The organism is Williamsia sp. z71 (assembly GCF_059553375.1).
The window spans coordinates 277,462-301,219 of the sequence record NZ_JCANWX010000001.1 but is presented as its reverse complement, the minus strand read 5'-3'; the positions used below and the strand labels follow the sequence as shown (position 1 = coordinate 301,219).

Sequence of the window (23,758 nt, the reverse complement as noted above, 5' to 3'; positions counted from 1 at the left end):
GTCACTGTGACCTCGGCCATGCCGGCCTCTGGTCCACATCCTGCAATACCTCGGAACTTTTCGCTAGTCTCAAACGATAATTCGCAGCAAACCGCCAGGTTTCGCACCTTGACGGCTACATACATCTGATGTTTAGCTCGAGAGGGCGGGCCGCGCTCGGTGCCGTGCCCGCAAACAAGGAGGCAATGTGACGGTCCATCCCGCAACCCTGGGTCGGTTCTTCGAGGACTACGAGATCGGGGACACCTACCAGCACCCACTCGGGCGAACGATCACCGAAACAGACAACGCCTGGATCACCTGCCTCTCGATGAACACGAATCAGAACCACTTCAACAGCCACCTGGCCGCACAGAATCCGATCACCGACGGGCAGATCATCGTCAACTCCGGACTGACCATCGCCGTGGTACTCGGGTTGTCGGTCATCGACATGAGTCAGAACGCCGTTGCGAACATGGAGTTCACCGACGTCAAGCTCAGTCATCCGGTCTACGTCGGTGACACCCTGTATGCGGAGAGTGTCTGCACCGGGCTGCACAAATCGAAGAGTCGCCCCTACGCCGGCGTCGTCTCGATGATCACCCGGGGTGTGAACCAGGACGGCAAGGTCATCATCTCGTGGAAGCGTTCGGTGATGGTCGCAACCCGCGAGAGCGGAATCGGTCAGGGCTACTTTCCCGAGGTCGAGGGGGAATCGTTGGCCTCACTCGCCGAGGCGATGAAGAACGAGGGAACGCAGTGAAGCCACTCGAAGACGTCCGCATCATCTCGCTCGAGCAGTACGGTGCGGGACCGTTCGGCAGTGTCCATCTCGCCGATATGGGTGCGGACATCGTCAAGATCGAGGACCCGAGCGTGGGCGGCGACGTGGGCCGTTATGTCCCGCCCTACAACAAGGGTGAGGATTCGCTGTTCTTCGAGACCTTCAACCGCAACAAACGGAGCATCTCGCTCGATCTGACGACCGATGCGGGTCGGGCGGTCTTCGAAGATCTGGTCCGGACCAGCGACGCGGTCTACTCGAACCTGCGCGGTGACGTACCGGCAAAGCTGCGGATCCGATACGAGGACCTCAAGCACCTCAACCCGGCCATCGTCTGCTGCAGCCTGACCGGCTTCGGGATGACCGGTCCCCGCGCGAACGAACCCGGCTATGACTACATCCTGCAAGGCCTGGCCGGCTGGATGAGCCTGACCGGCGACCCCGAGGGCCCACCCACCAAATCCGGACTCTCCCTTGTCGATTTCTGCGGCGGGTACATCGCCGCGCTGAGCCTGATGGTCGGATTGCATGCGGCCCGCCGCGACGGCGTCGGCGGGGACTGTGACCTCTCGCTCTACGACACCGCGATCTCGATGCTCACCTATCCCGCCACCTGGCATCTGAACGCCGGTTACGAGCCCGTCCGGACCAAGAACTCCGCTCATCCGTCGCTGGTGCCGTTCCAGGCATTCGAGGCCTCCGACGGCTGGCTGGTCGTCGGCTGCGCCAAGGAAAAGTTCTGGAACCGGCTCATCGAGGCCATCGGCCTACCCGAACTGGGCAACGACCCGCGATTCGAATCCTTCACCACCCGAGGCGAATACAAGGACGACCTGCTGCCCATCCTCGAGAAGCGATTTGCCGAGAACACCGTGGACCACTGGCTGGCGCTGCTCACCCCCGCCGGCGTGCCCAGCGGACCGATCAACGACGTGGCGCAGGCCCTGCGGGAACCGCACACCATCGCGCGTGGACTCATCGCAAAGACCGAGCATCCGGTCTGGGGTGAGATCGAGCAGGTCGTCTCGCCGGTTCGTTTCGGTACCGAGGAGATCACGCATCGCCGGGCCCCGCTGCGGGGTGAGCATTCCGCCGACGTCCTCGCCGCACTCCCCGGGTACTCCGCCGAGCGCATCGCCGAACTGGCCAAGGCGGGGGCTTTCGGCCCGGACACCGAGATCGCATCGCGATGATCGGCCAACAACTGGCCGACTGGGCAGCCGGCCTCCGTCACTCCGACATCCCCGATGAAGTTCGTCACGAGGCTGCACGGCATCTGATGGATGGGATCGGAAATGGCATCGCTGCAAGGCAATTCGGCGACGGTGACGCCGGGCTGACCGTCGCCCGTGAGCTCGGCGGACCACCACAGGCGCATCCGCTCGGAGACCGGACCGCGATCTCCGCGCCCGCGGCCGCGTTTGCCGGCGGAGTCCTGATGCACGCACTGGACTTCGACGACACCCACGCCGGCGCGTTGGTGCACCCCACCGTGGTGGTCGCCCCGACCGCCCTGGCCGTGGGAGAACAACTCGCGTCGTCGGGCATCGAGGTGCTCAGCGCAGTCACCGTGGGCCTCGAAGTCGCCTGCCGGATCGGCGCCGCTGCACCACATGCGTTCCACGCCCGAGGACTTCATGCCACCGGCATGGTCGGACCGCTCGCCTCGGCCATCACCGCCGCTCGGCTGCACCTGTTCTCCGGAGCTCGCACAGCACATGCCCTCGGGATCGCCGGATCGTCGTCCAGCGGGCTGTTGGAGTTCCTGGAAACCGGCGACAACACAAAGATCGTGCACCCGGGCTCGGCCAACCTGAACGGAATCCTGGCGGTGCGGCTGGCCGCTCAGGGTGTCACCGGACCGGCATCAGTACTCGAAGGACCCCGCGGACTCTTCGCGGCCCTGGCCGGTAGGGCACCGGATACCGACGCCCTCATCGGCGACCTCGGGACCACCTGGCAGGCCGGCAACATCGGGATCAAGCCGTACCCCAGTTGCCAGCTGATGCACGTCTCCCTCGACGCGGTTGCCGCCGCACTCGTCGACCGGTCGCTCGATCCGGGGGCCGTCGAATCGATCGTGCTGCACGTCCATCCCGACAGCGCTCCCATCGTCTGCCCGCCCGAGGCCGGAAAGCGCTTACCCCGAACGATTTACGATGCGAAGTTCGACCTGCCATGGAGCGCCGCCTCCCTGATCCATGATGGCAGCGTCACCCTCGGGACGTACTCTGATACCGCCATCGCCCGCGCCGACGTACTGCAGACCGCAGCCAAGGTGGTTGTCCAGATCACCGAGACGACAGGGCCGGCCGCGGATGCACCGGGCCACGCAGAGATCCGCCTCGCCGACGGCAGCACGCTGATCGGTGACGTCGCGGGCAGTCGCGGCACCACTGCAGTCCCGATCTCCGACGCCGACCTCATCGCGAAATTCGTCCAGAACTGTGGCAATCACCCTGCCGCACAAGAATTGGCCGAGTTCCTGCTCCACCTCGACGATGCGCCGTCGTTGCACCCCCTGACCACGTCGGCCGCCGACATCGTCGTCGATCTTCGCTGACCACCACTTCTTTCAGACCAGGAGCACCATGGACTTCACCTTCACCCAGGAACAGAACGATTTCCGGGCCGCATTGCGCCAGCTTGTCGACAAGCAGATCATCCCGGTCGCCAACGAGTGGGAGCGCTCGGGTCGCTATCCCACCGAAATCGTCGAACACCTCAAGGCGATGGGCCTTTTCGGCATCACGACTCCCGAGGAATACGGCGGCCTGGCGCTCGACATGGTCTCGTTCACCCTGGTCTACGAGGAGATCGCCCGCGGCTGGATGGGTATCGCCGGCATCCTCGGCAGCCACAACCTCTCGTGCTGGATGATCGCCAAGCACGGCACCGAGGCCCAGAAGCAGCAGTGGCTACCCAGACTCGCCAGCGGTGAATGCCGCACCGGCATCGGCCTGACCGAGCCCGGCGCCGGCACCGACCTACAGGGCATCACCACCACCGCCACCAAAGACGGTGACCACTACGTGGTGCGTGGCATGAAGACCTGGATCACCAACGCCCGCCACGCCGATGTGTTGCCGGTCCTGGTCAAGACCGATCCGACCACCACCCCCGCCCACAAGGGCATGAGTCTGCTGCTGATCGACACCACATCCAACGGCTTTGACGTCCAACGGGATATGGGCAAACTGGGCTACAAGGGCACTGAGTCCTGCGAGATCCTGCTCGACGACGTCCGCGTCCCGGAAGATGCACTGCTCGGCGGGATCGAGGGCCGCGGCCTGCAGCAGGCGCTGTCCGGGCTGGAGATCGGCCGCCTGAACATCGCCGGCCGCAGCGTGGGTATCGCGCAGGCCTCCTACGACGCCGCGCTCACCTACGCGCGCGAGCGCACCGCGTTCGGCAAGCCGATCGCTGACTTCCAGGCGATCCAGCTCAAACTCGCCGACATCGCCACCCAACTGCAGGCCGCGCGCCTGATGACCTATTGGGCGGCATCCAAAGCTGATTCGGGTGCCCGGATCGACATGGAGGCCGGCATGGCGAAGTACTTCGCCTCCGAAACCGCCATCACCGCCAGCCTCGAGACGATGCGCGTACACGGCGGCTACGGCTACTCCACCGAGTTCAACGTCGAGCGCTTCTACCGTGACGCACCACTGATGTCGATCGGCGAAGGCACCAACGACATCATGCGCACTGTCATCGCCAAGGCACTCGTCGCCGGCCACGGGTCCATCGGATGACCACGAGCGCCCGGTCGTACCTCTATGTGCCGGGCAACCGGCCCGACCGGTTCGACAAAGCCCTGGGGTCCGGTGCCGACGCGATCGTCCTCGATCTCGAGGATGCAGTTGCACCGGCCGACAAGCAGAGGGCGTTCGTCGATGTCGAACGCTGGCTGTCCGGTATCGAGTCCCACCCCTGCCCAATCTGGATCCGCGTGAATGCCGGGGATCGGCAGGCCGACGAAGTCGCAATGGCTGTCCGGGCGGGTGCAGACGGTCTCTTCGTGCCGAAATGCGATGACGTGCAGGCGCTTGTCCTGCTGGACTATGACCTGGTCCGGTTGGAGAACGAATACCAGCGCACACCTCTGGCGGTGTCGCCCCTATTGGAGACGGCACAGGGCATTCTCAACGCCGCGGCCATCGCCGCCGCGCCGCGGGTGGCGTTCCTGCAGATCGGCGAAGTCGACCTGGCCGCTGATCTGGATCTGGAACCCGGCCCCACCGGCGAGGAACTGCTGTGGGCGCGATCGCGGGTTGTGATCGCGTCGGTGGCGGCGAAAATCCTGTCCCCGCTCGGGGCGGCATCTGCGAACATCCGCGATACCGACGTGTTTGCCGACGAGACCCGTCGGTTACGCCGGCTCGGCTTCTTCGGCCGCGCCTGCATCCATCCCTCGCAGATCGCGGCCGTTCACACCCTGAACACCCCGTCACAGCGGGACGTCGATGCGGCAACGGCAATCGTGCAGGCACTGGAGAGTGCCGACAGTGGAGTCGCGACCGACGCCCAGGGGAATCTGATCGATGAGGCCGTCGCACGGTCGGCCCGGAGAGTTCTCGAACGGGCCTCGAACTGACCGACGGGATCTACCCCGGCTTTGTCACGCGGGGTCAGCGGTGATCGACAGCCCGACGGTCCCGCCTTTGCCGCGCCGCAGCAGGCTGGCCTTCACGGTGATCCAGCCGAGGATGCCGTATTTCTTGATCACGACGTCGCGGACGTGGTCGGTGCCGGCCTGATCCAGGACGGTGCCGGTCCCGCGAACCGGTTCGCCGTAGGTCTTCTTGCCGCGTGCATCGCACGCCTGCACGATCACGGCCGGGTTGCGGCGCAGACGTTTGACCTTCCAGGAGTCGGCGACGGTCCACATCAATAGCGCCTCGCCATCGAGCGCGGCCCACAGCGGCGTGGCCACCGGGGTACCGTCTTTGCGAAAAGTGGTCAGTTGCACGTACTTTGCGTTGCCTGCTTGCCCAAACGGTGTGGTCATCGGAATCCTTCGGTAGCCCTGTTCCACTGATGCTACGGGTTCGGTGTCAGGCGACCCGTCCGAAGAGGGATTGCGGAGCGGGGCTCGGCCGCGTAATCCACGATGCCGACATCTCGCAGTGTCGCCCAGGCACCTGTCGGCCGGATTTGTTGCGGTTCAGATGTTTCGGGCTATCTCACAGAAAGTCTTGTAGGTGGCTTTGAGGGTCTCACCGGCCGCTGCCGAGTCGGCGACCTCACCGGAGCGCCCGCACCGCCAGGTATCGAGCGAGATGTGCATGAGCGACATGAACACTGACACGATGACCCGCACCCGCGGATCGTCGGCGTCGGTGTTCATGCGCTGAGCGACCATGTCGGTGATGCTGCGGAACTTCTTGTCGCCGAGCTCGATGCTCCGCGCATTCACCGACGGCGCGTTCTGGATGATCCGGTTCATCGTCTCGAACCGGGTGAGGTCGCCGGCGCCGACCGGACACTGCCCCCCGAGGATCTGCACCTGCGCGTTGACCAACGCCTCGATCTCGTTGCCGGTGACCGGCTGGGCGTCGAAAGCCGTCACCATCGAGGCGATCATGTCTTCGATCGGGGCGAGCACCACGTCTTCTTTCGTGGCGAAATACCGGTTGAATGTACGTGGGGAGATGTCGGCAGCATCCGAGATCTGATCAACGGTGGTGGCCTCGAAGCCCTGCTGATCGCATAGTTCGAGCGCCGCCGCGATCAGCCGATCGCGCGTCTGTAGCTTCTTTCGTTCCCGAAGACCGGCCTTGACCTGGCCCGTTCCGGCTTCCGCAAGTGTCACGTCCACATGATAACCCCGCGCAGGCACCTTTTCGCAGACCCCGCCAATTGACCATGTCCGAATTTTGTCTCTTGACGACTTCTGTCTGAGCCTGCCACTATTGGTCCAGCGTTGATTTACATGCCGTTTTCGTCAGCCCTCTAGATTTGAGGATCTCGTGGCTTCATCCGACACCGCCATCTCCAAAGAACTCCCCGACCCCACAACAACCACCCCGACCGCCGACCCGCGCCGCTGGTTGGCACTGGTGATCATCGCACTTGCACAGCTCATGGTGGTACTCGATGCCAGCATCGTGACCATCGCATTACCTTATGCCCAAGCCGATTTGGACATTTCGGACGCAAACCGCCAGTGGGCCCTGACGGCCTACACGCTGATGTTCGGTGGCCTGCTCCTCCTCGGCGGACGAATGGCCGATTACCTGGGACGCCGCCGAATGTTCCTGATCGGCCTCGCCGGATTCGCCGCATCGTCGGCCATGGCCGGGTTCGCCTGGGACGCGATGTCCTTCTTCGCCGGACGCGCCCTGCAAGGCGTGTTCGCGGCGATCCTCGCACCGGCAGCCCTGTCGCTGATCACCGTCACCTTCATCGAACAGAAGGAACGCGCCCGCGCCTTCGCCGTGTACGCAGCCGTCTCCGGAGGTGGAGCAGCCATCGGTCTCATCGCCGGCGGCGCACTGACCGAGTACCTGTCGTGGCGCTGGACCCTGCTGATCAACACCCCGATCGCCATCATCGCCGCCGTCGGCGGGTTGCTGCTGGTGATCCGCGACCGACCCTCCAAGCGAACCGGCGGATATGACCTGCCCGGCGCGGTCACCGTGACCCTCGGCCTGATCAGCCTGGTGTACGGATTCACCAAGGCGGCCGAATCGGGCTGGGGCGCAACGACGACCATTCTGCTGTTCGTCGCCGCCGCCGTCTTGCTGGCCGCATTCGTGACCATCGAGGTCCGCACTCCCAATCCACTGCTACCGCTACGCATTCCCGGCGAGATCAGCAGGGGCGGTGCCTATCTCGTCGCGTTCATCACCCCGACGGCCATGTTCGCCATGTTCCTGTTCCTGAGCTACTACTTCCAGAACACACTCGGCCACCCGCCGTTGTGGGCCGGCGTCCTGTTCCTGCCGTTCCCGATCACCGTCATCATCTCGGCCGGCTTCGCCAGTTCTCTGCTGCCGCGCTTCGGTCCCCGACCGTTGCTGATGCTGGGCACCGCCCTCGGCACAGCAGGCTTCCTGTACCTGGCGCAGCTGGACTCGGACTCGACCTGGGCGGTGCATGTCCTGCCCAGCGAAATCCTGATCGCGTTCGGCATGGGCCTGGTGTTCGTGTCGTCGCAATCGACGGCGCTTCATCGCATCAAGGAGTCGGACTCCGGCGTGGCCAGCGCGTTGTTGAACACCTCCCAGCAGGTGGGCGGGTCGGTCGGCGTTGCACTCTTGAGCACGATTGTGGCGCAGGCCTTCTCCGGACACAGCGGCTCGGCCATGACGCAGGACCCGGCCACGGGAGCACCGGTCCCGGTCGATCCGGCCGCATTCACCGAGGCCAACATCTACAGCTACGACGTGGCGTTCTACTGGGGCGCGGGATTCATGGTCCTGGCGTTCCTGGTCTCGACCTTCATGATTCGGATGGGCCGTCACTCACTGGGTGACGAACCACAGAACGCGGCGGTCGTCGCGGCCTGAGGACCTTTTTCTGCGGAGAACCGGGTCGCCGCCTTCGGGCGCGGCCCGGTTTTCTCTTGTCGGCTGTGCGCACCCGGTAGGTTCGGTCCTTGACCCTCACACAGTGTCAGGTTGCAGCGTGGAGACCGCCATGATCACCATCGGAGATTTTGCCAAGCTCGGCCGGGTATCGGTCCGAATGCTGCGACACTACGACTCGATCAGGCTGCTCACACCGTCACGCACCGACCCGCACAGCGGCTACCGGTTCTACGAGGTGAACCAGCTCGAACGACTCAACCGCGTTGTTGCGCTGAAGGATCTGGGTCTGCGCCTCGACGAGGTACGTCAGATCGTCGACGACGACCTCACCGGTTCCGACCTGCGGGCAATGTTGCGTCTGCGCCAGGTGGAACTCGAATCGCAGATCCGGCATGACCAGCATCGCCTCGCCCGAGTAGAAGCCAGACTCCGACTCATCGAAGGAGAAGAAGGCGTGTCCGAATCCATCATCACCACCAAAACCGTTGCACCGACCAAGAACGTGGGATTGCGAGCGGTGGCCGCCAGCACCACCACCGAGGACATCGGGCCGACCATCCGTGAGTTGTACCCTCGCGTCGGCGAAGCGCTCCGCGCCGCGCGCGAGACTCCGGTGGGACCGCCGCTGGCCTACTACTCCCCCGCACCCGAGGAATCCGAGGATGCGGTGTGGATCCATGCCACGATGCCCGTCCTGTCCGGTTCGGTACCCGGCCTCGACACCTTCGAGATCCCGGGCGGAGAAGTCGCCTCACTGATCCATCACGGGGAGATGGACACGATCGACGCGTCGTACCAAACCCTCAACCGCTGGGTCACCGATCAGGGATTCACCCTGACCGGACAGGGCCGAGAGATCTACCTGGAAATGGCTGACAAGCAAACCCACTGGGTCACCGAAGTCCAGGTCGACTTCGTCCGCTGATCAGCACTTTTCGCCGGGCCGCCCAGCCTCGTCGGGGGTGCCCGGCGAATCCGGCGGCTGGACGCCGCACTCGAGTTCACGCTGTTTCAGCTGCGCAATTCGACGGATACGCATTGCCTCCCGAGCCTCGCGAAGCGCCTCGTCGGGGTGGTGCGCCCGGTTGACCATGGGCTTTCTTTCCGGATCGATGAATACCGGCGGAATCCACGCACACCGACCCGCATCCGGTCCTTCTGTCAACATGACCGTCTGCCATTGATTGACCCCCGGACCGATCAGCTTGTGATGCTGCGGACATGCCGGTGCCTCGTTGAAGATATCGGTGAACCCACCGAGCACCCATTCCAAAATGTGATGGGCTTCGGCCCACATCGCCGGATTCGAACATCCTGGCGTCGAGCAACCGCGATGAGCAGCGAACATCGCCAGCCGCTGCGACTCGCTCGCCAACCGACGCGCCCGCCCGTAGTACAGGATCTCGTTCGAGTGATTCTTGAAGATCGCCAACGATTTGTCGCTGCGCACAGCGAGTTCCACAGCATCACCGATGGGCAGAATCGTTCCGGTCGACGTATACGCCACACCTGATCCGTACGGCCGCACCGGACTCCGGCTTCCAAGTGGCACAAGTTCGCCCGATCGGGTCCTGCTCGGCTCCAGCACCTCCGGCTCGAGAACCTCCACCGATTCCGATTCCGATTCAGGCTCCGGCTCCGGCTCCGGATGCGACTCGTCCGGTACCTCGGCATCGGCCTCGGCAACACCGTCGTCGCGTTCATCGATGTCGATGACCACACCGGCGCCGTCAGGTGAGGACCGCAGCGATTCGTCGAGCTGATCTTTCGTCATCGAGATGATCACCTGCACCGGCAGACCACGGTGCGATCTGCCGAGCTGACCGGACTCGATCAAATACAGCAGCGCGGCCTTCAACGCATCATGGTTGCGCTGCGCCTGACTGCGAATGTCATTGTCAGCAGCGGCCTGCAGGATGTCTTTGTCCAGGGCCGGGTCGTCCACCGCGCCCGACGGGGACAGCGGGTCACCAGGATTGTTCATCCCTTTCGCGGCCCAGACGGTCAACATCACGTCCAGCAGGGCGCGCGTCACCGGGTCCAGATGGCCGGTGATCTTCGACATCAAGTTCGTGGACTGATTGCCCAGGCTCAGACCGCGATGGCGGGCGCGGTCCGCATCGTCGGTCAACGTACCGTCGGGATCGAGATACTCGACGATCCGCTCACCGATCCGCTCCACTTCTGGCGGGGTGTACCGCTGGCACAACTCCGCCATCGCGGCCTCGGTGTTCTCCCGCCTTTCCGCATCGACCTTCGCGGGGATCTTGGCCATCACGTCCAACACGATCGCCGCATGCTCGAGATCGATCGCTCCGTCCCGCAACGCCGCCGCTGTCTCCGGATACCGCGGTTCGACGATCTCGCCGCTGGGCGTCACCGATGCGGTCAGAGCGTCCATTTGCCTCCAGCCGTTTACGGGCCGCCCCGGGCCGCAACCGCAACAGGTGTTTGAGCATCGCCACCGGCGACCCGAAACCCACCTTCGAAAAAGCCCGCCGCACAGCAACTTCGCGCAATACCGGCAAAGCTGCGGCCTGCAGTCTTCGCGTCGAGGTTTCGATCCGCTGCAGCACCCGCACGCAGTCTTCATCAGACAGCGGCGTCAAATCCGTTGTGGCGATGCGCTCGACAGCCGCCTCGAGCTCGAGCAGGGCAGCATGCGTCGGCATGTCGATTGCGAACTGATCAGACACCCCGGACCCCCCAGCCCCTGTGAACGAACGCGAAAGCGCTTGAAGAGAAGTGTAGCCCCAAAATGCCGAGTAATCAAACGTATGTTCGAACTGATCGAGAGTGTCAATCCTCGTGTCCGCAACAAGCGAGAACCCCTACACCGTTGCGGTGCAGGGGTTCTCGTTCAAATAGTCAGCCAGGTCAGCCGACGACCAACGTCTCGCCATCGTCGCTGGTGGTCACCGGGACAACGTCGCCGTCGGCGATCTTGCCGGCCAGCAAGGCCCGGGCCAGCTGGTCGCCGATCGCCTGCTGCACCAACCGGCGCAGCGGGCGGGCACCGTAGAGCGGATCGAATCCGCGGGTGGCGAGCCACTTCTTGGCGTCCTCCGAGACCTCCAGCTGCAACCGACGCTGTGCCAGGCGCTTGCCCAGCTGGCCGAGCTGGATGTCGACGATCGACACCAGTTGTTCGGCGGTCAGCGAGTCGAACACCACGACGTCGTCGAGTCGGTTGATGAACTCCGGCTTGAACGCCGCCCGGACGGCCGCCATCACCTGGTCCTTGTCGCCACCTGCTCCCAGGTTGGACGTCAGGATCAAGATGGTGTTGCGGAAGTCGACCGTGCGGCCCTGACCATCGGTCAGCCGTCCCTCGTCGAGCACCTGCAGCAGGATGTCGAACACGTCCGGATGTGCCTTCTCGACCTCGTCGAACAGCACCACCGTGTAGGGGCGGCGTCGAACGGCCTCGGTCAACTGGCCACCGGACTCGTAGCCTACGTAGCCGGGAGGAGCACCCACGAGCCTTGCCACACTGTGCTTTTCGCCGTACTCGCTCATGTCGATGCGAACCATGGCGTGTTCGTCGTCGAACAAGAACTCGGCAAGAGCCTTGGCCAACTCGGTTTTACCGACGCCGGTCGGTCCGAGGAACAGGAACGAGCCCAGCGGCCGGTTCGGGTCGGCGACACCGGCGCGAGCACGACGAACCGCGTCGGACACCGCCTCGACGGCCAGCTTCTGGCCGACGACCCGAGATCCGAGTTCGTCTTCCATCCGCAGCAGTTTCGCGGTCTCACCCTCGAGCATGCGGCCGGCCGGGATACCCGTCCAGGCGGAAACCACCTGTGCCACATCGTCAGGGCCGACCTCTTCCTGCAGCATCACGTCGCCGGTCGGGTCTGCACCCGACTTCTCCATGGCGGCAGCGAGTTCCTTTTCCAGGGTCGGGATGGTGCCGTACCGCAGTTCGGCTGCCCGGCCCAGATCCCCATCGCGCTCGGCCCGCTCGGATTCACCGCGCAGGTTTTCGAGGCGTTCCTTGAGGTCGCGGACCGAGTCGATCGCGTTCTTCTCACCCTGCCAGCGCGCGGAGAGCTCGTTGAGCTTCTCTCGCTGGTCGGCCAGCTCCTGACGGAGCTTGTCGAGGCGGATCTTCGACGCGGCGTCGGATTCCTTCTCCAACGCGACCTCTTCGACTTCGAGCCGACGCACGATGCGCTCGACCTCGTCGATTTCGACTGGGCGCGAATCGATTTCCATCCGGAGCCGAGATGCTGCCTCGTCGACCAGGTCGATGGCCTTGTCGGGCAGGAACCGCGACGTGATGTAACGATCACTCAGTGTTGCGGCGGCGACCAGTGCGGAGTCCGTGATCCGGACGCCGTGGTGCACCTCGTACCGTTCCTTGAGTCCACGCAGGATGCCGATGGCGTCTTCAACCGACGGTTCGCCGACGTAGACCTGCTGGAAACGCCGTTCCAGGGCGGCGTCTTTCTCGATGTACTGACGGTATTCGCTGAGTGTGGTGGCACCCACCAGCCGCAGTTCACCGCGGGCGAGCATCGGCTTGATCATGTTGCCGGCGTCCATCGCAGAGTCGCCGGTGGCTCCGGCACCCACGATGGTGTGCAGCTCGTCAATGAACGTGATGACCTGTCCGGCAGAGCCTTTGATCTCTTCCAGGACAGCCTTCAGTCGCTCTTCGAACTCGCCGCGGTACTTGGCACCGGCGACCATCGAACCCATGTCGAGGGACACAACGGTTTTTCCACGCAGACTTTCGGGGACGTCACCGGCGATGATGCGCTGGGCGAGCCCTTCGACGATCGCGGTCTTACCGACACCGGGTTCACCGATCAGGACCGGGTTGTTCTTGGTCCGGCGGCTCAGCACCTGGACGACGCGACGGATCTCTGTGTCGCGGCCGATGACCGGGTCGAGCTTGCCTTCACGAGCGGCAGCGGTCAGGTCGGTGGAGTACTTCTCCAACGCCTGATAGGTGCTCTCCGGGTCGGCGGAGGTCACGCGGGCACTGCCACGGACTGCGACGAACGCATCCTGGAGAGCCTGGGCGGTCGCACCCGCATCGGACAGCAGCTTGGCGACGTCGGAGTCACCCTTCGCCAGCCCGACGACGAGGTGCTCGGTCGAGACGTACTCGTCGTCGAGTTCACCGGCGAGTTGCTGAGCTGCCGAAATGGCCGCGATGCTCTCGCGGCTGAGCTGCGGTGTCGAGCTGGCGCCGGAGGCCTTGGGCATCCGGTCGACGAGCTGTTGTGCCGCGGCGCGGATCTGACCAGGATCAACGCCCACCGCCTTGAGCAGCGGCGCAGAGATCCCATCTGACTGATCCAGCAGCGCCACGAGCATGTGAGCAGGTCGTACGTCAGGGTTCCCGGACGCGGCTGCATCCTGGATCGCGGCCGACAATGCGGCCTGTGTCTTGGTGGTGGGGTTGAAGCTGTCCACGAGTCACCTTCCTTCTAAGGTCATACAAGAACTTACGGGTCGCCTCTGCGCCCGTTCAGAAGGTGTAACGCACCAAGAGTTGAGTCTGTTCCGCTCAACTAAAGATTCCTGCGACCAGCAGTCACTCCGGTTGGGCCTCGATCTCCACCCGGAGGATCCGATCATCACCCGGACGCGGGTCGGTGCCACCCCAGGTCGCCCGATCGGTATTCGACGTCATGAGCCAGAGCGCACCGTCGGGGGCGACCTCGACCGTGCGGATCCGGCCATACTCTCCGACGAGATGGGCGATCGGATCCGCCGTGGCGCGAGGTCCGGCGACTGGGAGCTGCCAGAGCCGTTGGCCTCCGAGCGCGCCGATCCAGAGTGAGCCCTCCGCGTAGGCCATACCGGAAGGGCTGGCTTCGTCCGGGTGGATGGTCGCGATGGGCGGCTCGCCGCTCTCTCCTGCGGTGCCCTCTGTGTCCGGCCACCCGTAATCAAGTCCCGGGAGCAGGACGTTCACCTCGTCCCAAGTCCGGTGACCCAGCTCCGACGCGTAGGCGGTACCGTCCGGCGCGAAGGCAATGCCCTGCACGTTGCGATGACCGCCGGAGAAGATCGGCGTCTGCGCAGGATTGTCCTGCGGCACCGAACCGTCGACGGCGATGCGCAGTATCTTTCCGTTGAGCGAGTCGTCGTCCGCCGCGTTCTCCGGCTCGAAGGCGTCGCCAGTGCCTATCCAGAGGTACCCGTCCGGGCCGATGGTGAGGCGGCCCCCGTGATGCCGATCTGCCGTTTGAATTCCGTCGAGCAGCACCCGGTCGACGGTGAGTGAACCGTAGTCCTCGGAGATGGTCAGCGCGACGATGCGGTTCTCCTGCGCCCCGGAGACGGAGGCATAAACAGTGCGGTCCTCGGCAAATCGGGGCGATGCAACGATGCCGAGGAGGCCCCCCTCTGAGCTCACGACCATCTCAGGAACGGCTCCCACAGTCCGAGGTTCACCCCCCTCGGCAGGAACCCGCACGATCGTTCCGCTGATCCGCTCCGAGACCAGGGCTGATCCGTCGGGAAGGAACGTGAGTCCCCAGGGCGCTTCCAGTCCGGTTGCCAGCTCGACGGGTTCACCCAGCGTCGCGGCACCAGCACCGGCCCCGGCACCGGCACCCACGGAAAGGGCGGTTGTGGACGGGCGCCACTGTTGATCAGTCGAGTCGGCACAGCCGGCGAGAACGAGAGTGACGATGATGCTGCAACACAGTGCCGTCACAGCTCCAACCCTTGCGCTTGGACGAATCCTGCACGCTAGCAGCATGATCGGCGACGACCCGACCGATCTATCGGTTGTGGTCATCAGCCGACCCCTCGGTATATGTAGGACTTGTACATAACGAAGGGTAACGCAGATATGTACCGATTGTCCATAAGTTGATCGTCCCAAGTCTGGTCGACCGGGCCCCCACGGTGCGCACTGCCGAACAATCGGACACAGCACGTTGACGTCCGGTGTCGCTTCACCGAATCGTGTAGACCAAACCCATTCCATCGGAAGCCAATTCGGCCATGAAGGTCTGGGCCAGGCGGAGGTACTGGTTGACGTAGGCCGCGTCCGAGTATGGGAACGGTTCCTTGATCGATGCGTCGTCGACGGGCTGGAACAGCACGATGTCCCGGGCGACCTCGCCTACCACCTCCGGTGGCAAGACATGCACGAAACCGACATGACCACCGTACGGACCCACCGGCGTCACGTTGCCCTTCACCAATTCCAGCGAGATGCGTGGACGCAAGTACCCGTCCTGCACCGTGAACACATGCTGGAGTTCACGCCACGCCTTGTCCAGGTACAGCATCCGTGGACGGTCTGCGTCTGCTCCCCAGGCGTCCATCAACGGATCGTCGGAGAGGAACAGATAGGGGTCGTGGCGCGCAGCGACGACGTCATGAGGTTGTAGCGGATATGCATAGTATCGAATGCCCATGTGCCCGAGGCTGTCACGCCGAAGGAGCCCAATACCGGCGCCGAGGCCATCTGTGTATAACCGAAGACTTTATCCACAGAAACCTCAGGGGTCTTGCACGGCGAGACCCAAGGACGGTAGCCGTACCCCTCGGCGCCCGAGATCCCGCGCGCTCATGACTGCGGAGCAAGGTGCCACGCCCGCGGATCGCGTCCGGTGATGGCCACCGTCCGGTCCAGCAACGGCATCGTCTCGCCGCCCCCGACCGACTCGCCCCACAGTCGAGGGATCGGTGCAGCCGGGACGAATACCTCCACGTGGTCATGGCAGGCACGCACCACGTGTTCGGGTACGGCAAACGCGTGGCCGGTGGCCACGGCCAGATCCCAGCCGTGCACGATCACCTCGGTCAGGGCGATCCTCCCCCAGGTCTCGTTCGCCAATTCGAGACCGGCCAGGTCGGAATCGCCCGCCCACGCCCCCGGCAGCAACCAGGCTCGCCCCAGATCGCGAACGTGATCGGCGACCCGCAACCGGGATGCGGCGTCCTCGACGTCGCTCACGGCCGGGCTCGAGATCGCGCCGTCGGCCACCGCCGTGAATCCGGTGGCACCCTCGTCGATGTGCATCAACAGGTCGGCCACGGCGTAGTCGTCGCATGGTGTCGGCCGCCGGAGATCGTCGGCACCCACCTTTCCGATGAGATTCGCCAGGGCTTCCGCCGCCGCGCTGAAGTCGATCATCTGCACCCTTCCGTCGACCTGTCCCTCATATAGACCGGGCAGAACGACCGACGTCATCGGGAGGACCGACATCGCGACGGGAATGAAACGGACCGCAGTTCCATTTAAGGTGTCATGAAGAACATCGGATTCCTCTCGTTCGGGCATTGGTCGGACTCGCCGGGCTCGCAGACGCGGTCGGCCGCCGATACCCTGCTGCAATCCATCGATCTGGCCGTTGCGGCCGAGGAACTCGGCGCCGACGGTGCGTACTTCCGGGTGCACCACTTCGCCAGGCAGCTGGGCTCGCCATTCCCACTGCTCGCAGCGGTGGGCGCGAAAACGAACCGGATCGAGATCGGCACCGGTGTGATCGACATGCGCTACGAGAACCCGATGTACATGGCCGAGGATGCCGGCGCCGCCGACCTCATCTCGGAAGGTCGACTGCAGCTGGGAATCAGCCGCGGATCCCCCGAACAGGTGATCAACGGCTACCACTACTTCGGATACGTACCCGACGACGACTCGACCGACGCCGAGATGGCCCGACAGCACACCGACGTCTTCCTCAAGGTCATCGATGGTGCGAAGTTCGCCCAGCCCAATCCTTCGCCGATGTTCCCCAATCCACCCGGCCTACTCGGCATCGAACCGCAGTCCCCGGGTCTGCGCGACCGGATCTGGTGGGGTGCGGGCAGCCGCGCGACCGCCGAGTGGACCGCACAGCAGGGCATGAACCTGATGAGCTCGACGTTGCTGACCGAGGACACCGGCGTCCCCTTCCACCAGCTGCAGGCCGAGCAGATCGAGCGCTTCCGCGACGCCTGGAAGGTGGCCGGACACGAGCGGGAGCCACGAGTTTCCGTCAGCCGCAGCATCTTTGCCCTCGTCGACGACCGCGACCGCGCCTACTTCGGTCGCGGTGGCGACAACACCGATCAAGTCGGCGTCATCGATGGTGGCATCGCCCGGTTCGGTCGCAGTTACGCCGACGAACCGGATCGGTTGATCGAGCAGCTCCGCGAGGACGAGGCGATCGCCGCGGCCGACACCTTGCTGCTCACTGTGCCCAACCAGCTCGGTGTCGACTACAACGCCCACGTCATCGAATCGATCCTCGAACACGTCGCCCCCGCGCTCGGTTGGCGCTGACCTACCGGGTCGATCACGCCGGGCCTGCACACGGGTGGTCCGACGTACGATCGCGCTATGGACGAACCGGGATCACCATGGCCGGACCCACGCCGGGCCCGACCCGAGATCCTGGTCGCGGGGCCACCTGTCCCCGATGATCGACCGGACCTCCTCGACGCCGCCGTGATCGCTTGGCTGATCACAGCGGCGGCATTGATGATCGCCGTCATCGGCACAGCCTTCAACCACGTCGAAGTACGCCGGACACTGACCGAGGCCTTCGTCGCAGATCACCCTGCGATCGACCCCGACGACATCGCCCAGACGGTGGACTTCATCCTGATCGGCAACGCCGCCGTGGCGGTGTTGATCGCGGCGGTCGCGGTCGTGGGCATCCGAAGGGTCCGTAACCGCCTCAACTCCGGGCGCACGACGCTGGCCGTCGACGCCGCACTCACGGTGGCCGTCGGGATTCAGTTCTGGCTGGTATCCGAGCCCACCCACGAGGTGGTCGGTGGGGTGATTTCCGTACTACCTCTGGTGGTGGCCGGTTTGGCGGTGATCAGCAGCGCTCTCCTCTATGCGCCGGCCGTGGCAACGTGGCTCAATGCACCCGTCGTGAACGGGTAACCCGCGCCCGACGGCATCACTGTCCGTCCGTCTGCCCGCGCCTGTCCCCACCAGCGGGTAGGAGCGAGAGCAGGCGACCCAGCAACGTCGGCGAACCGACTTCGAAGGACACCGTCAGATCACCTGCGCTCACCACGACCCGCGAGCCGTCGGAGGCGAAGGATATGTCGGCGACGATCGTGCGGTCGAAGTTGTAGGTGGCCGAGACGAATTCACGAACCTCCTCACTCGGCGCGATCAACAGCCGTTCACCGTCCGGGAATTCGACCATCGCGTCCGCGAAATCCCCCAGGTGCGAGGAAGGCCAATGTCCGACGACGATGCGGGTGCCGCCGGAGGTGCCGATCCCGAAGATCTCACCGTCGAATCGCAGCCTGCCCATGCCGTCCGACGGTACGCGTTCACGAATCAGGTTCGGCCAGAATCTCTTCGGTCCTACACGACGCGGCGGGTGCGCCCTGACGAGCATTCCGGGCATAGTGTGGGGATCGGTGTTCTGCCGACGCAGGAGGAGAAGTGTCCGTGAAGCTGTCCATCGTCGACCTGGGGACCGTCGCCCCCGGAACCACGGAGAAGCAGGCGTTGGCCGATTCCCTGGAGACCGCCCGTCGGGCCGAGAGCGCAGGGTTCCACCGCATCTGGTTCGCCGAGCACCACCTGAGCCGGTCGGGCGCCTCCCATCACCCCGAACTGTTGATCGCGGCCGCGGCGATGCAGACCTCCGCGATCCGCCTCGGTTCCGGTGCCGTGCTGATGAATCACTACAGCCCGTTCAAAGTCGCCGAGATGTTCAAACAACTCGAGGCGATGGCCCCCGGCCGCATCGACCTGGGCATGGGCCGCGCCACCGCGGGCCCGGTCCTGGATCTGGCCCTGCAATCGAACCGGGAGCACCGATCGCACGTCGACCACCACCAGCAGGTACTCGAAACCCTGTCGTGGCTGTATGAGGCCTTCCCCGACGAGCATCCGTTCGCCGGCCATCGGCTCATGCCGTCCGTGCCCGAGATCCCGCAGACGTGGCTGCTCGGATCGAGTCCGAACGGCTCGAACCTGGCGGCCGGACTCGGTATCGGCTACACGTTCGCCGGATTCATCCGCCCGACCGACGCAGCCTCCGCGCTGCGCCACTACCGCAAAGAGTTTCGGGCCCAGGGTTTCGGACTCGACTCTCCGCGCGCAATCCTGGCGGTCAACGTCACCGTGGGCGAGACAAAAGCCGACGGCGAACACCTCGCGAACTCCGCGAAGGGTTTCTATGCGCGCCTGAGCCGCGCCGGACGCTCGGCGGGATCGGTGACCATTCCGTCCGCCGACGAAGCCGCCCGGGAGATGACCGACGCCGAGAAGAACGAACCCACAACCATCGTGGACGGTCGATGGCCCCGGTTTGTGGCGGGCGGCCCCGAGGACGTGCGCGCGACACTGGAACAAATGATCGAGGAGAGCGGCGCGGATGAACTGATGCTCCAGGACCTCATCGCCGACCCCGCCGACCGCCACCGTTCCCACGCGCGCGTCGCGCGCGCGTTCGGCCTGTCACCGCGACGAACCGAGGATGAGTCGGCGTCCGAACTATTCGCTACATAGTCCTTGTATTGAAAACAGACCCGCTGTAGCTTGGAGGGGTGTCAACGGCCAAGGAAGACGCCGAGGCAGCAGGTACGGCACCAACGCGTACCTACCGATCCCCACGGCGACGTATGCAGGCGGCTCAAACCCGGACCGTGGTACTGCAGGCCGCCCAACAGTTGTTCGCCGACAACGGCTGGGTGGGGACGAGCATGCCGCTCATCGCTCGCACCGCCGACGTATCCGTCGAAACCATCTACTCGACGATCGGTTCCAAGGCCGCGGTCCTGAAACTGGTTGTGGACGTGGCGGTTGCCGGCGACGACGAACCCGTGCCTTTGGCTGACCGACCCGAATATGCCGCCCTCGGCACCGGAGACACGCTCCGAACCCGGGCTCGGGCGGCGGCCGAGTTGATGGGCGCCATCAACGAACGCACGTACCGGCTCGACGCCGCATTACGTCAGGGCGCGGCCGCGGAAAACGGCCTCGCCGAGCTCCTGGCCACCATCGACCGAAACCGGCGAGAGCAAACCATCGCCGGTGGACAGTTGATCGCGCGCCGCCCACTTCACGCCACCGAAATCGACGAGGTCTGGATGCTCACGAGCATCGCGGTCTACGACCTGCTCGTGCGCGACTCCGGCTGGAGCCGCGAACAATACGAGAACTGGCTCACCGACCGCATCGAAGAATTGTTGACCCGCCCGAGGTGAGACGTCGGGCACCGCCGAAAGGCCCAAGCCATGAAAACCGATCCGAACGGACCGGCCGACACCCGGATCAACGCCATCGTGCATGCCGCGCTGCGGCGTGACATCAACCGAGCGAAAACCGTTCTGGAACAGCCGCATCCGCCACCCGCCGACCAACGGGTTGCGCTTGCAGACCATCTGTTCTGGATGACCGGGTTCCTGCACCGCCATCACACGGCCGAGGACACTCTTTGGCCCTTGATACGGCAGCGCAACCCTGATGCCGGCGCACTGCTCGATCAGATGGAGGCCGACCACAGCCGGGTCTCTCCGGCGATCGATCGCGTCGCCGCGGCCGCCGAACACTACCGAACAACCGAATCGGCACGACCGGAGCTGGCGTCCGCCGTCGACGAGCTCGAGAGCGAACTGCTCCCACACCTGCGTCGCGAGGAGGACGAGATGATGCCGATCGTCTCGCACTCCATCACCCGCGCCGAATTCGACGAATGGGATCAGACGACGAACATCGCGCCAAAGAGCAAGCGCGAGCTGGGGATCGAGGGGCACTGGCTCATCGACAGCCTCGATCAGGAACGGTACGACCTCGTCGTCAACCTGGTACCCCCAGTGGTGCGCTTCATCGTGCTCCAGGGGTTCGCTCGTCCTTACCGCCGCGCCTGCACTGCCCGGTGGGGAACCACTGTCGACGTCACGCCGCGACTGCAGCGCTCCGAACGCGGGTTTCGGACAGATGGATCAGTGAGTCTGCACATCGACGCCGCGCCGAATGTACTGTACGACACCGTCTCCGACATCACCACGATCGGGGACCGCAGTCCCGAATGCCGCTCGAGTGAATGGCTTCCCGGCTCAAAGCCGGGCGCGGTGGGTGCCCGGTTCCGCGGACACAACAGGTTCCGGTACGCCCGCTGGTCCCGGGTCTGCGAAGTCGTCACCGCCGATCGAGGTGTCGAGTTCGCGTTCCGCACGATCCCCGAGCGCATCGACCGGACCCGGCACGACTCGACCATCTGGTCGTACACGTTCACCCCGCAGGAGCACGGGACACTGGTCACGCACTCTTACCGCATCACCATCCTGCCCGCGCGCCCGTTGATCTGGCTCTACTCCCGGCTCTTTCCTCACCACACCGATATGCGGCCACACATGCTGCAGAACCTCGAAGCCCTGCGGGAACAAACCGTCGGCACCGAGATGCACGCAGCCGCCCGCAACCGCTGACACCCGAACCTGCGGTATCGGTAGGGTTCCTCCTATGGTCGGACCCGGTGAGAACCTCAGCTGATGGAAACCGTCCTGCTCGGATCCGGTGCCGCCGACGGATGGCCGAATCCGTTTTGCCGGTGCGATTCCTGTACCTCGGCTTTGCGTCGCGGCGACATACGCGGGCAGACGGCGGCCCTGGTCGACAACGCACTGCTGATCGACTGCGGACCGGAGGCGCCGGCCGCCGCAAGCCGACTCGGCCGCACGCTTGCCGACGTCCGCACCATCCTGATCACGCACGATCACCCGGATCATTTCGGACCGCAGGCGTTGTTGTTCCGATCATGGATCACCGACGCCGGGCCGATCGACCTGGTGGGCCCCGGCGACCTGCTCGACCGGGCCAGGGATTGGATCGGACCGAACGATCCGGTCACCCTGCGTCCGGTCACCGCGGGTGATCGAATCAGGCTCTCCGGCTATGACATCCGCGTCCTGGCCGCGAACCACCACGTCTACCGGGACGGTGATTCCGTGCTCTACGACGTCACGGGTCCGGACGGTTCGAGGCTGCTGTGGGCCACCGATACCGGTCCGCTCCCGGACGAGTGGTTCTCCGAGGTCGCCGGGGCGCGCTACGACGCGGTGTTCCTCGACGCCACGTTCGGCGCCACACCGCACTCCCCCGGCCATCACGCACTCGACGACGCGGTGAAGACGATCAGCACCCTGCGCTCCTGCGAGGCCGTCCACGACCTGACGCACGTCGTCGGGGTGCACCTGAGCCATCACCATCGGTCGATCGAACACGTTGCGTCCCAACTCATCACCGTGGGAGCGCGGCCCGGCGCCGACGGCGACGTCATCAGCTCTCCTGTTCCAGCGGCGCGGCCTGCTCCGTCGCAACGAATCGGAAGTTCAGGATGACCTCGTTGGTCCGCTCATCGAGGTAGACGGTCTTCTGCGACGGTCCGTCCGCCAGCGCGTAACCCACCGGTGTCCGGGTCAGGCCGACCACCCAGCAGCCGATGCTCACCGGTACATCGATGTTCGCCTGTCCGGACATGTCGACGGCCCCGACATCCGCGCCGTCGCCGCAGGAATCGACGACAAACGCCGTACCGTTGAGCGGATTGCCATCAGCGGTCGTCCAGAGAGCGATGTTGCCGAGCAGGTCATGCGGTCCGTCATCGCCGGGTGGCGTCGACGTGTGGGTCGTGGCGGGTACGGGAGGCCGGTTGCCGTCGGTCACCGGGTTGCCGGGCCCCTGGGGACCTTCGACCTCATCAACCGGATCGGGAACGGTTGTGGACGAGGACGATACGGCCGGGGGACGCGACACCGAAGTCGTCCGTTCCGACGTGCGGGTTGCCGACGACGTGCTGTCCGAACCGGCCGAGGAGGCGTCGTCGCCGCACGCGGTCAACACCCCCGCGAACAATCCGATTCCGACGATGACCGAACCGATACTGCGTTTTCTCATGGCTGCTCCAGGTGTGTACGCCCGACCTACCCGGGTTGTAGCTCCTCGGTCGGCTCGCGTTAGCCGGTGTCGTTTGTTTGGGGGACGACCCTCATGGGAGGCGCGACCGGTGGAAGAACTGCGCCCCCTACGCTGGGGGCCGTGACTCCTTCACCTGCCGGCTCGCGACGCTGTCCTTGCACCAGTGGTTTCACGTGGGAGGACTGCTGCGGCCCCATCGTGGCCGGTGACCGTCCGGCCCCCACCGCCGAAGCGCTGATGCGTTCCCGCTTCTCCGCCTTCACGACCGGTGACCGCGATCATCTGTTGCACAGCTGGCACCCGCGGACCCGGCCCCAGTCCCTGGACCTCGACGAGTCGATGCGCTGGTATCGCCTCGACATCGAATCCACAAGCAAGGGTTCGCTTTTCGATACCACCGGCGAGGTCACCTTCACCGCGTATTACCGGATCAAGGGCGACGGCGCCGGAACCCTGCACGAGCACAGCCGATTCGAGCGGCTCGATGGGAATTGGGTGTACGTCGACGGCGTCGGCGCCGACTAGACCCCGGCAACTTCGGCCCCCTGAACGCCCGCGGAGGGCGTATTTCCCTCGAGCACCTCAGATCGGGAC

Annotated in this window: 23 protein-coding genes; 14 read left to right on the top strand and 9 right to left on the bottom strand. The window is 64.9% G+C overall.

Features of this window, described 5'->3' with window-relative positions:
• Positions 1-187 precede the first annotated feature (187 nt).
• From AC51GR_RS01275 to AC51GR_RS01255, 5 genes are read left to right on the top strand one after another with little or no spacing between them, the layout of a single operon-like run.
• Positions 188-745 (top strand): MaoC family dehydratase, encoded by a 558-nt coding sequence (locus AC51GR_RS01275; RefSeq protein WP_496322819.1) that lies wholly within the window; start codon positions 188-190, stop codon positions 743-745.
• Entirely contained in the window at positions 742-1,959 is a 1,218-nt protein-coding gene (locus AC51GR_RS01270; RefSeq protein ID WP_496322818.1) for a CaiB/BaiF CoA transferase family protein, read from the top strand. Before AC51GR_RS01275 ends, AC51GR_RS01270 begins: the two co-directional genes overlap by 4 nt.
• The gene (locus AC51GR_RS01265; protein WP_496322817.1) at positions 1,956-3,329 is read left to right on the top strand and encodes an MmgE/PrpD family protein; all 1,374 of its coding nucleotides are present in this window, start codon (positions 1,956-1,958) and stop codon (positions 3,327-3,329) included. The genes AC51GR_RS01270 and AC51GR_RS01265 overlap by 4 nt, the downstream gene beginning before the upstream one ends.
• A gap of 28 nt (positions 3,330-3,357) precedes the next feature.
• Positions 3,358-4,521 (top strand): acyl-CoA dehydrogenase family protein, encoded by a 1,164-nt coding sequence (locus AC51GR_RS01260; RefSeq protein ID WP_496322816.1) that lies wholly within the window; start codon positions 3,358-3,360, stop codon positions 4,519-4,521.
• On the top strand, positions 4,518-5,363 hold the full coding sequence (locus AC51GR_RS01255; protein ID WP_496322815.1) for an HpcH/HpaI aldolase/citrate lyase family protein: 846 nt from the start codon (positions 4,518-4,520) through the stop codon (positions 5,361-5,363). The genes AC51GR_RS01260 and AC51GR_RS01255 overlap by 4 nt, the downstream gene beginning before the upstream one ends.
• Positions 5,364-5,387: 24 nt before the next feature.
• Here AC51GR_RS01255 and AC51GR_RS01250 read toward each other — a convergent pair whose 3' ends face one another.
• Together AC51GR_RS01250 and AC51GR_RS01245 are read right to left on the bottom strand one after the other, a co-directional pair.
• Positions 5,388-5,777: a PPOX class F420-dependent oxidoreductase gene (locus AC51GR_RS01250; protein ID WP_496322814.1), complete on the bottom strand. Its 390-nt coding sequence runs from the start codon at positions 5,775-5,777 to the stop codon at positions 5,388-5,390.
• 156 nt (positions 5,778-5,933) lie between these two features.
• Positions 5,934-6,581: a TetR/AcrR family transcriptional regulator gene (locus AC51GR_RS01245; protein WP_496322813.1), complete on the bottom strand. Its 648-nt coding sequence runs from the start codon at positions 6,579-6,581 to the stop codon at positions 5,934-5,936.
• A 157-nt stretch (positions 6,582-6,738) separates the two neighbouring features.
• Between AC51GR_RS01245 and AC51GR_RS01240 the strand changes: the two genes are divergently transcribed.
• Both AC51GR_RS01240 and AC51GR_RS01235 read left to right on the top strand, forming a co-directional pair.
• Positions 6,739-8,280, top strand: coding sequence for an MFS transporter (locus tag AC51GR_RS01240; RefSeq protein ID WP_496322812.1), 1,542 nt, complete (start codon positions 6,739-6,741; stop codon positions 8,278-8,280).
• 130 nt (positions 8,281-8,410) lie between these two features.
• Positions 8,411-9,226 carry a MerR family transcriptional regulator gene (locus tag AC51GR_RS01235; protein WP_496322811.1) on the top strand — a complete coding sequence of 272 codons (816 nt, stop codon included), beginning with the start codon at positions 8,411-8,413 and terminating at the stop codon, positions 9,224-9,226.
• On the opposite strand, the gene AC51GR_RS01230 is transcribed toward AC51GR_RS01235, so the two are convergent.
• The 5 genes from AC51GR_RS01230 to AC51GR_RS01210 all read right to left on the bottom strand — a co-directional run bounded on the left by AC51GR_RS01230 (position 9,227) and on the right by AC51GR_RS01210 (position 16,474).
• A complete protein-coding gene (locus tag AC51GR_RS01230) occupies positions 9,227-10,702 on the bottom strand; it encodes an HNH endonuclease signature motif containing protein (RefSeq protein ID WP_496322810.1) in 1,476 nt (491 codons plus the stop codon).
• Between the two features lie 476 nt (positions 10,703-11,178).
• A complete protein-coding gene (gene clpB, locus AC51GR_RS01225; RefSeq protein ID WP_496322809.1) occupies positions 11,179-13,731 on the bottom strand; it encodes an ATP-dependent chaperone ClpB in 2,553 nt (850 codons plus the stop codon).
• Between the two features lie 121 nt (positions 13,732-13,852).
• Positions 13,853-14,983, bottom strand: a complete 1,131-nt coding sequence (locus tag AC51GR_RS01220; protein WP_496322808.1) for a PQQ-dependent sugar dehydrogenase — start codon at positions 14,981-14,983, stop codon at positions 13,853-13,855.
• Positions 14,984-15,227: 244 nt separating this feature from the next.
• The gene (locus AC51GR_RS01215; protein WP_496322807.1) at positions 15,228-15,695 is read right to left on the bottom strand and encodes a hypothetical protein; all 468 of its coding nucleotides are present in this window, start codon (positions 15,693-15,695) and stop codon (positions 15,228-15,230) included.
• 152 nt (positions 15,696-15,847) lie between these two features.
• Complete coding sequence (locus tag AC51GR_RS01210) at positions 15,848-16,474, bottom strand: TIGR03086 family metal-binding protein (protein WP_496322806.1); 627 nt, start codon at positions 16,472-16,474, stop codon at positions 15,848-15,850.
• Between the two features lie 57 nt (positions 16,475-16,531).
• Here AC51GR_RS01210 and AC51GR_RS01205 point away from each other — a divergent pair, with 57 nt between their 5' ends.
• Together AC51GR_RS01205 and AC51GR_RS01200 are read left to right on the top strand one after the other, a co-directional pair.
• A complete protein-coding gene (locus AC51GR_RS01205; protein ID WP_496322805.1) occupies positions 16,532-17,551 on the top strand; it encodes an LLM class flavin-dependent oxidoreductase in 1,020 nt (339 codons plus the stop codon).
• 57 nt (positions 17,552-17,608) lie between these two features.
• Complete coding sequence (locus AC51GR_RS01200; protein ID WP_496322804.1) at positions 17,609-18,163, top strand: hypothetical protein; 555 nt, start codon at positions 17,609-17,611, stop codon at positions 18,161-18,163.
• A 16-nt stretch (positions 18,164-18,179) separates the two neighbouring features.
• Here the strand turns inward: AC51GR_RS01200 and AC51GR_RS01195 are convergent, their stop codons facing one another.
• Positions 18,180-18,545, bottom strand: coding sequence for a hypothetical protein (locus AC51GR_RS01195; protein WP_496322803.1), 366 nt, complete (start codon positions 18,543-18,545; stop codon positions 18,180-18,182).
• A 134-nt stretch (positions 18,546-18,679) separates the two neighbouring features.
• On the opposite strand from AC51GR_RS01195, the gene AC51GR_RS01190 reads away from it, so the two are divergent.
• From AC51GR_RS01190 to AC51GR_RS01175, 4 genes are all read left to right on the top strand, one after another.
• A complete protein-coding gene (locus AC51GR_RS01190) occupies positions 18,680-19,753 on the top strand; it encodes an MsnO8 family LLM class oxidoreductase (protein WP_496322802.1) in 1,074 nt (357 codons plus the stop codon).
• A 38-nt stretch (positions 19,754-19,791) separates the two neighbouring features.
• Complete coding sequence (locus AC51GR_RS01185; RefSeq protein ID WP_496322801.1) at positions 19,792-20,451, top strand: TetR/AcrR family transcriptional regulator; 660 nt, start codon at positions 19,792-19,794, stop codon at positions 20,449-20,451.
• Between the two features lie 30 nt (positions 20,452-20,481).
• Positions 20,482-21,675 (top strand): hemerythrin domain-containing protein, encoded by a 1,194-nt coding sequence (locus AC51GR_RS01180; protein WP_496322800.1) that lies wholly within the window; start codon positions 20,482-20,484, stop codon positions 21,673-21,675.
• A 63-nt stretch (positions 21,676-21,738) separates the two neighbouring features.
• Positions 21,739-22,587, top strand: coding sequence for an MBL fold metallo-hydrolase (locus AC51GR_RS01175; RefSeq protein ID WP_496322799.1), 849 nt, complete (start codon positions 21,739-21,741; stop codon positions 22,585-22,587).
• Here the strand turns inward: AC51GR_RS01175 and AC51GR_RS01170 are convergent.
• A complete protein-coding gene (locus AC51GR_RS01170; RefSeq protein WP_496322798.1) occupies positions 22,526-23,143 on the bottom strand; it encodes a hypothetical protein in 618 nt (205 codons plus the stop codon). The genes AC51GR_RS01175 and AC51GR_RS01170 overlap by 62 nt on opposite strands.
• 141 nt (positions 23,144-23,284) lie before the next feature.
• Between AC51GR_RS01170 and AC51GR_RS01165 the strand changes: the two genes are divergently transcribed.
• Positions 23,285-23,689, top strand: a complete 405-nt coding sequence (locus tag AC51GR_RS01165) for a YchJ family protein (RefSeq protein WP_496322797.1) — start codon at positions 23,285-23,287, stop codon at positions 23,687-23,689.
• Positions 23,690-23,758: the final 69 nt, after the last annotated feature.

Coding starts and splice junctions, on each gene's coding strand:
- AC51GR_RS01205 (WP_496322805.1), top strand. CDS start 16,532: ATGAAGAACATCGGATTCCTCTCGTTCGGGCATTGGTCGGACTCGCCG.
- AC51GR_RS01180 (WP_496322800.1), top strand. CDS start 20,482: ATGAAAACCGATCCGAACGGACCGGCCGACACCCGGATCAACGCCATC.
- AC51GR_RS01215 (WP_496322807.1), bottom strand. CDS start 15,695: ATGGGCATTCGATACTATGCATATCCGCTACAACCTCATGACGTCGTC.
- AC51GR_RS01195 (WP_496322803.1), bottom strand. CDS start 18,545: ATGGGCAGGCTGCGATTCGACGGTGAGATCTTCGGGATCGGCACCTCC.
- AC51GR_RS01255 (WP_496322815.1), top strand. CDS start 4,518: ATGACCACGAGCGCCCGGTCGTACCTCTATGTGCCGGGCAACCGGCCC.
- AC51GR_RS01230 (WP_496322810.1), bottom strand. CDS start 10,702: ATGGACGCTCTGACCGCATCGGTGACGCCCAGCGGCGAGATCGTCGAA.
- AC51GR_RS01170 (WP_496322798.1), bottom strand. CDS start 23,143: ATGAGAAAACGCAGTATCGGTTCGGTCATCGTCGGAATCGGATTGTTC.
- AC51GR_RS01175 (WP_496322799.1), top strand. CDS start 21,739: ATGGAAACCGTCCTGCTCGGATCCGGTGCCGCCGACGGATGGCCGAAT.
- AC51GR_RS01260 (WP_496322816.1), top strand. CDS start 3,358: ATGGACTTCACCTTCACCCAGGAACAGAACGATTTCCGGGCCGCATTG.
- AC51GR_RS01210 (WP_496322806.1), bottom strand. CDS start 16,474: ATGACGTCGGTCGTTCTGCCCGGTCTATATGAGGGACAGGTCGACGGA.
- AC51GR_RS01235 (WP_496322811.1), top strand. CDS start 8,411: ATGATCACCATCGGAGATTTTGCCAAGCTCGGCCGGGTATCGGTCCGA.
- AC51GR_RS01200 (WP_496322804.1), top strand. CDS start 17,609: ATGGACGAACCGGGATCACCATGGCCGGACCCACGCCGGGCCCGACCC.
- AC51GR_RS01250 (WP_496322814.1), bottom strand. CDS start 5,777: ATGACCACACCGTTTGGGCAAGCAGGCAACGCAAAGTACGTGCAACTG.
- AC51GR_RS01265 (WP_496322817.1), top strand. CDS start 1,956: ATGATCGGCCAACAACTGGCCGACTGGGCAGCCGGCCTCCGTCACTCC.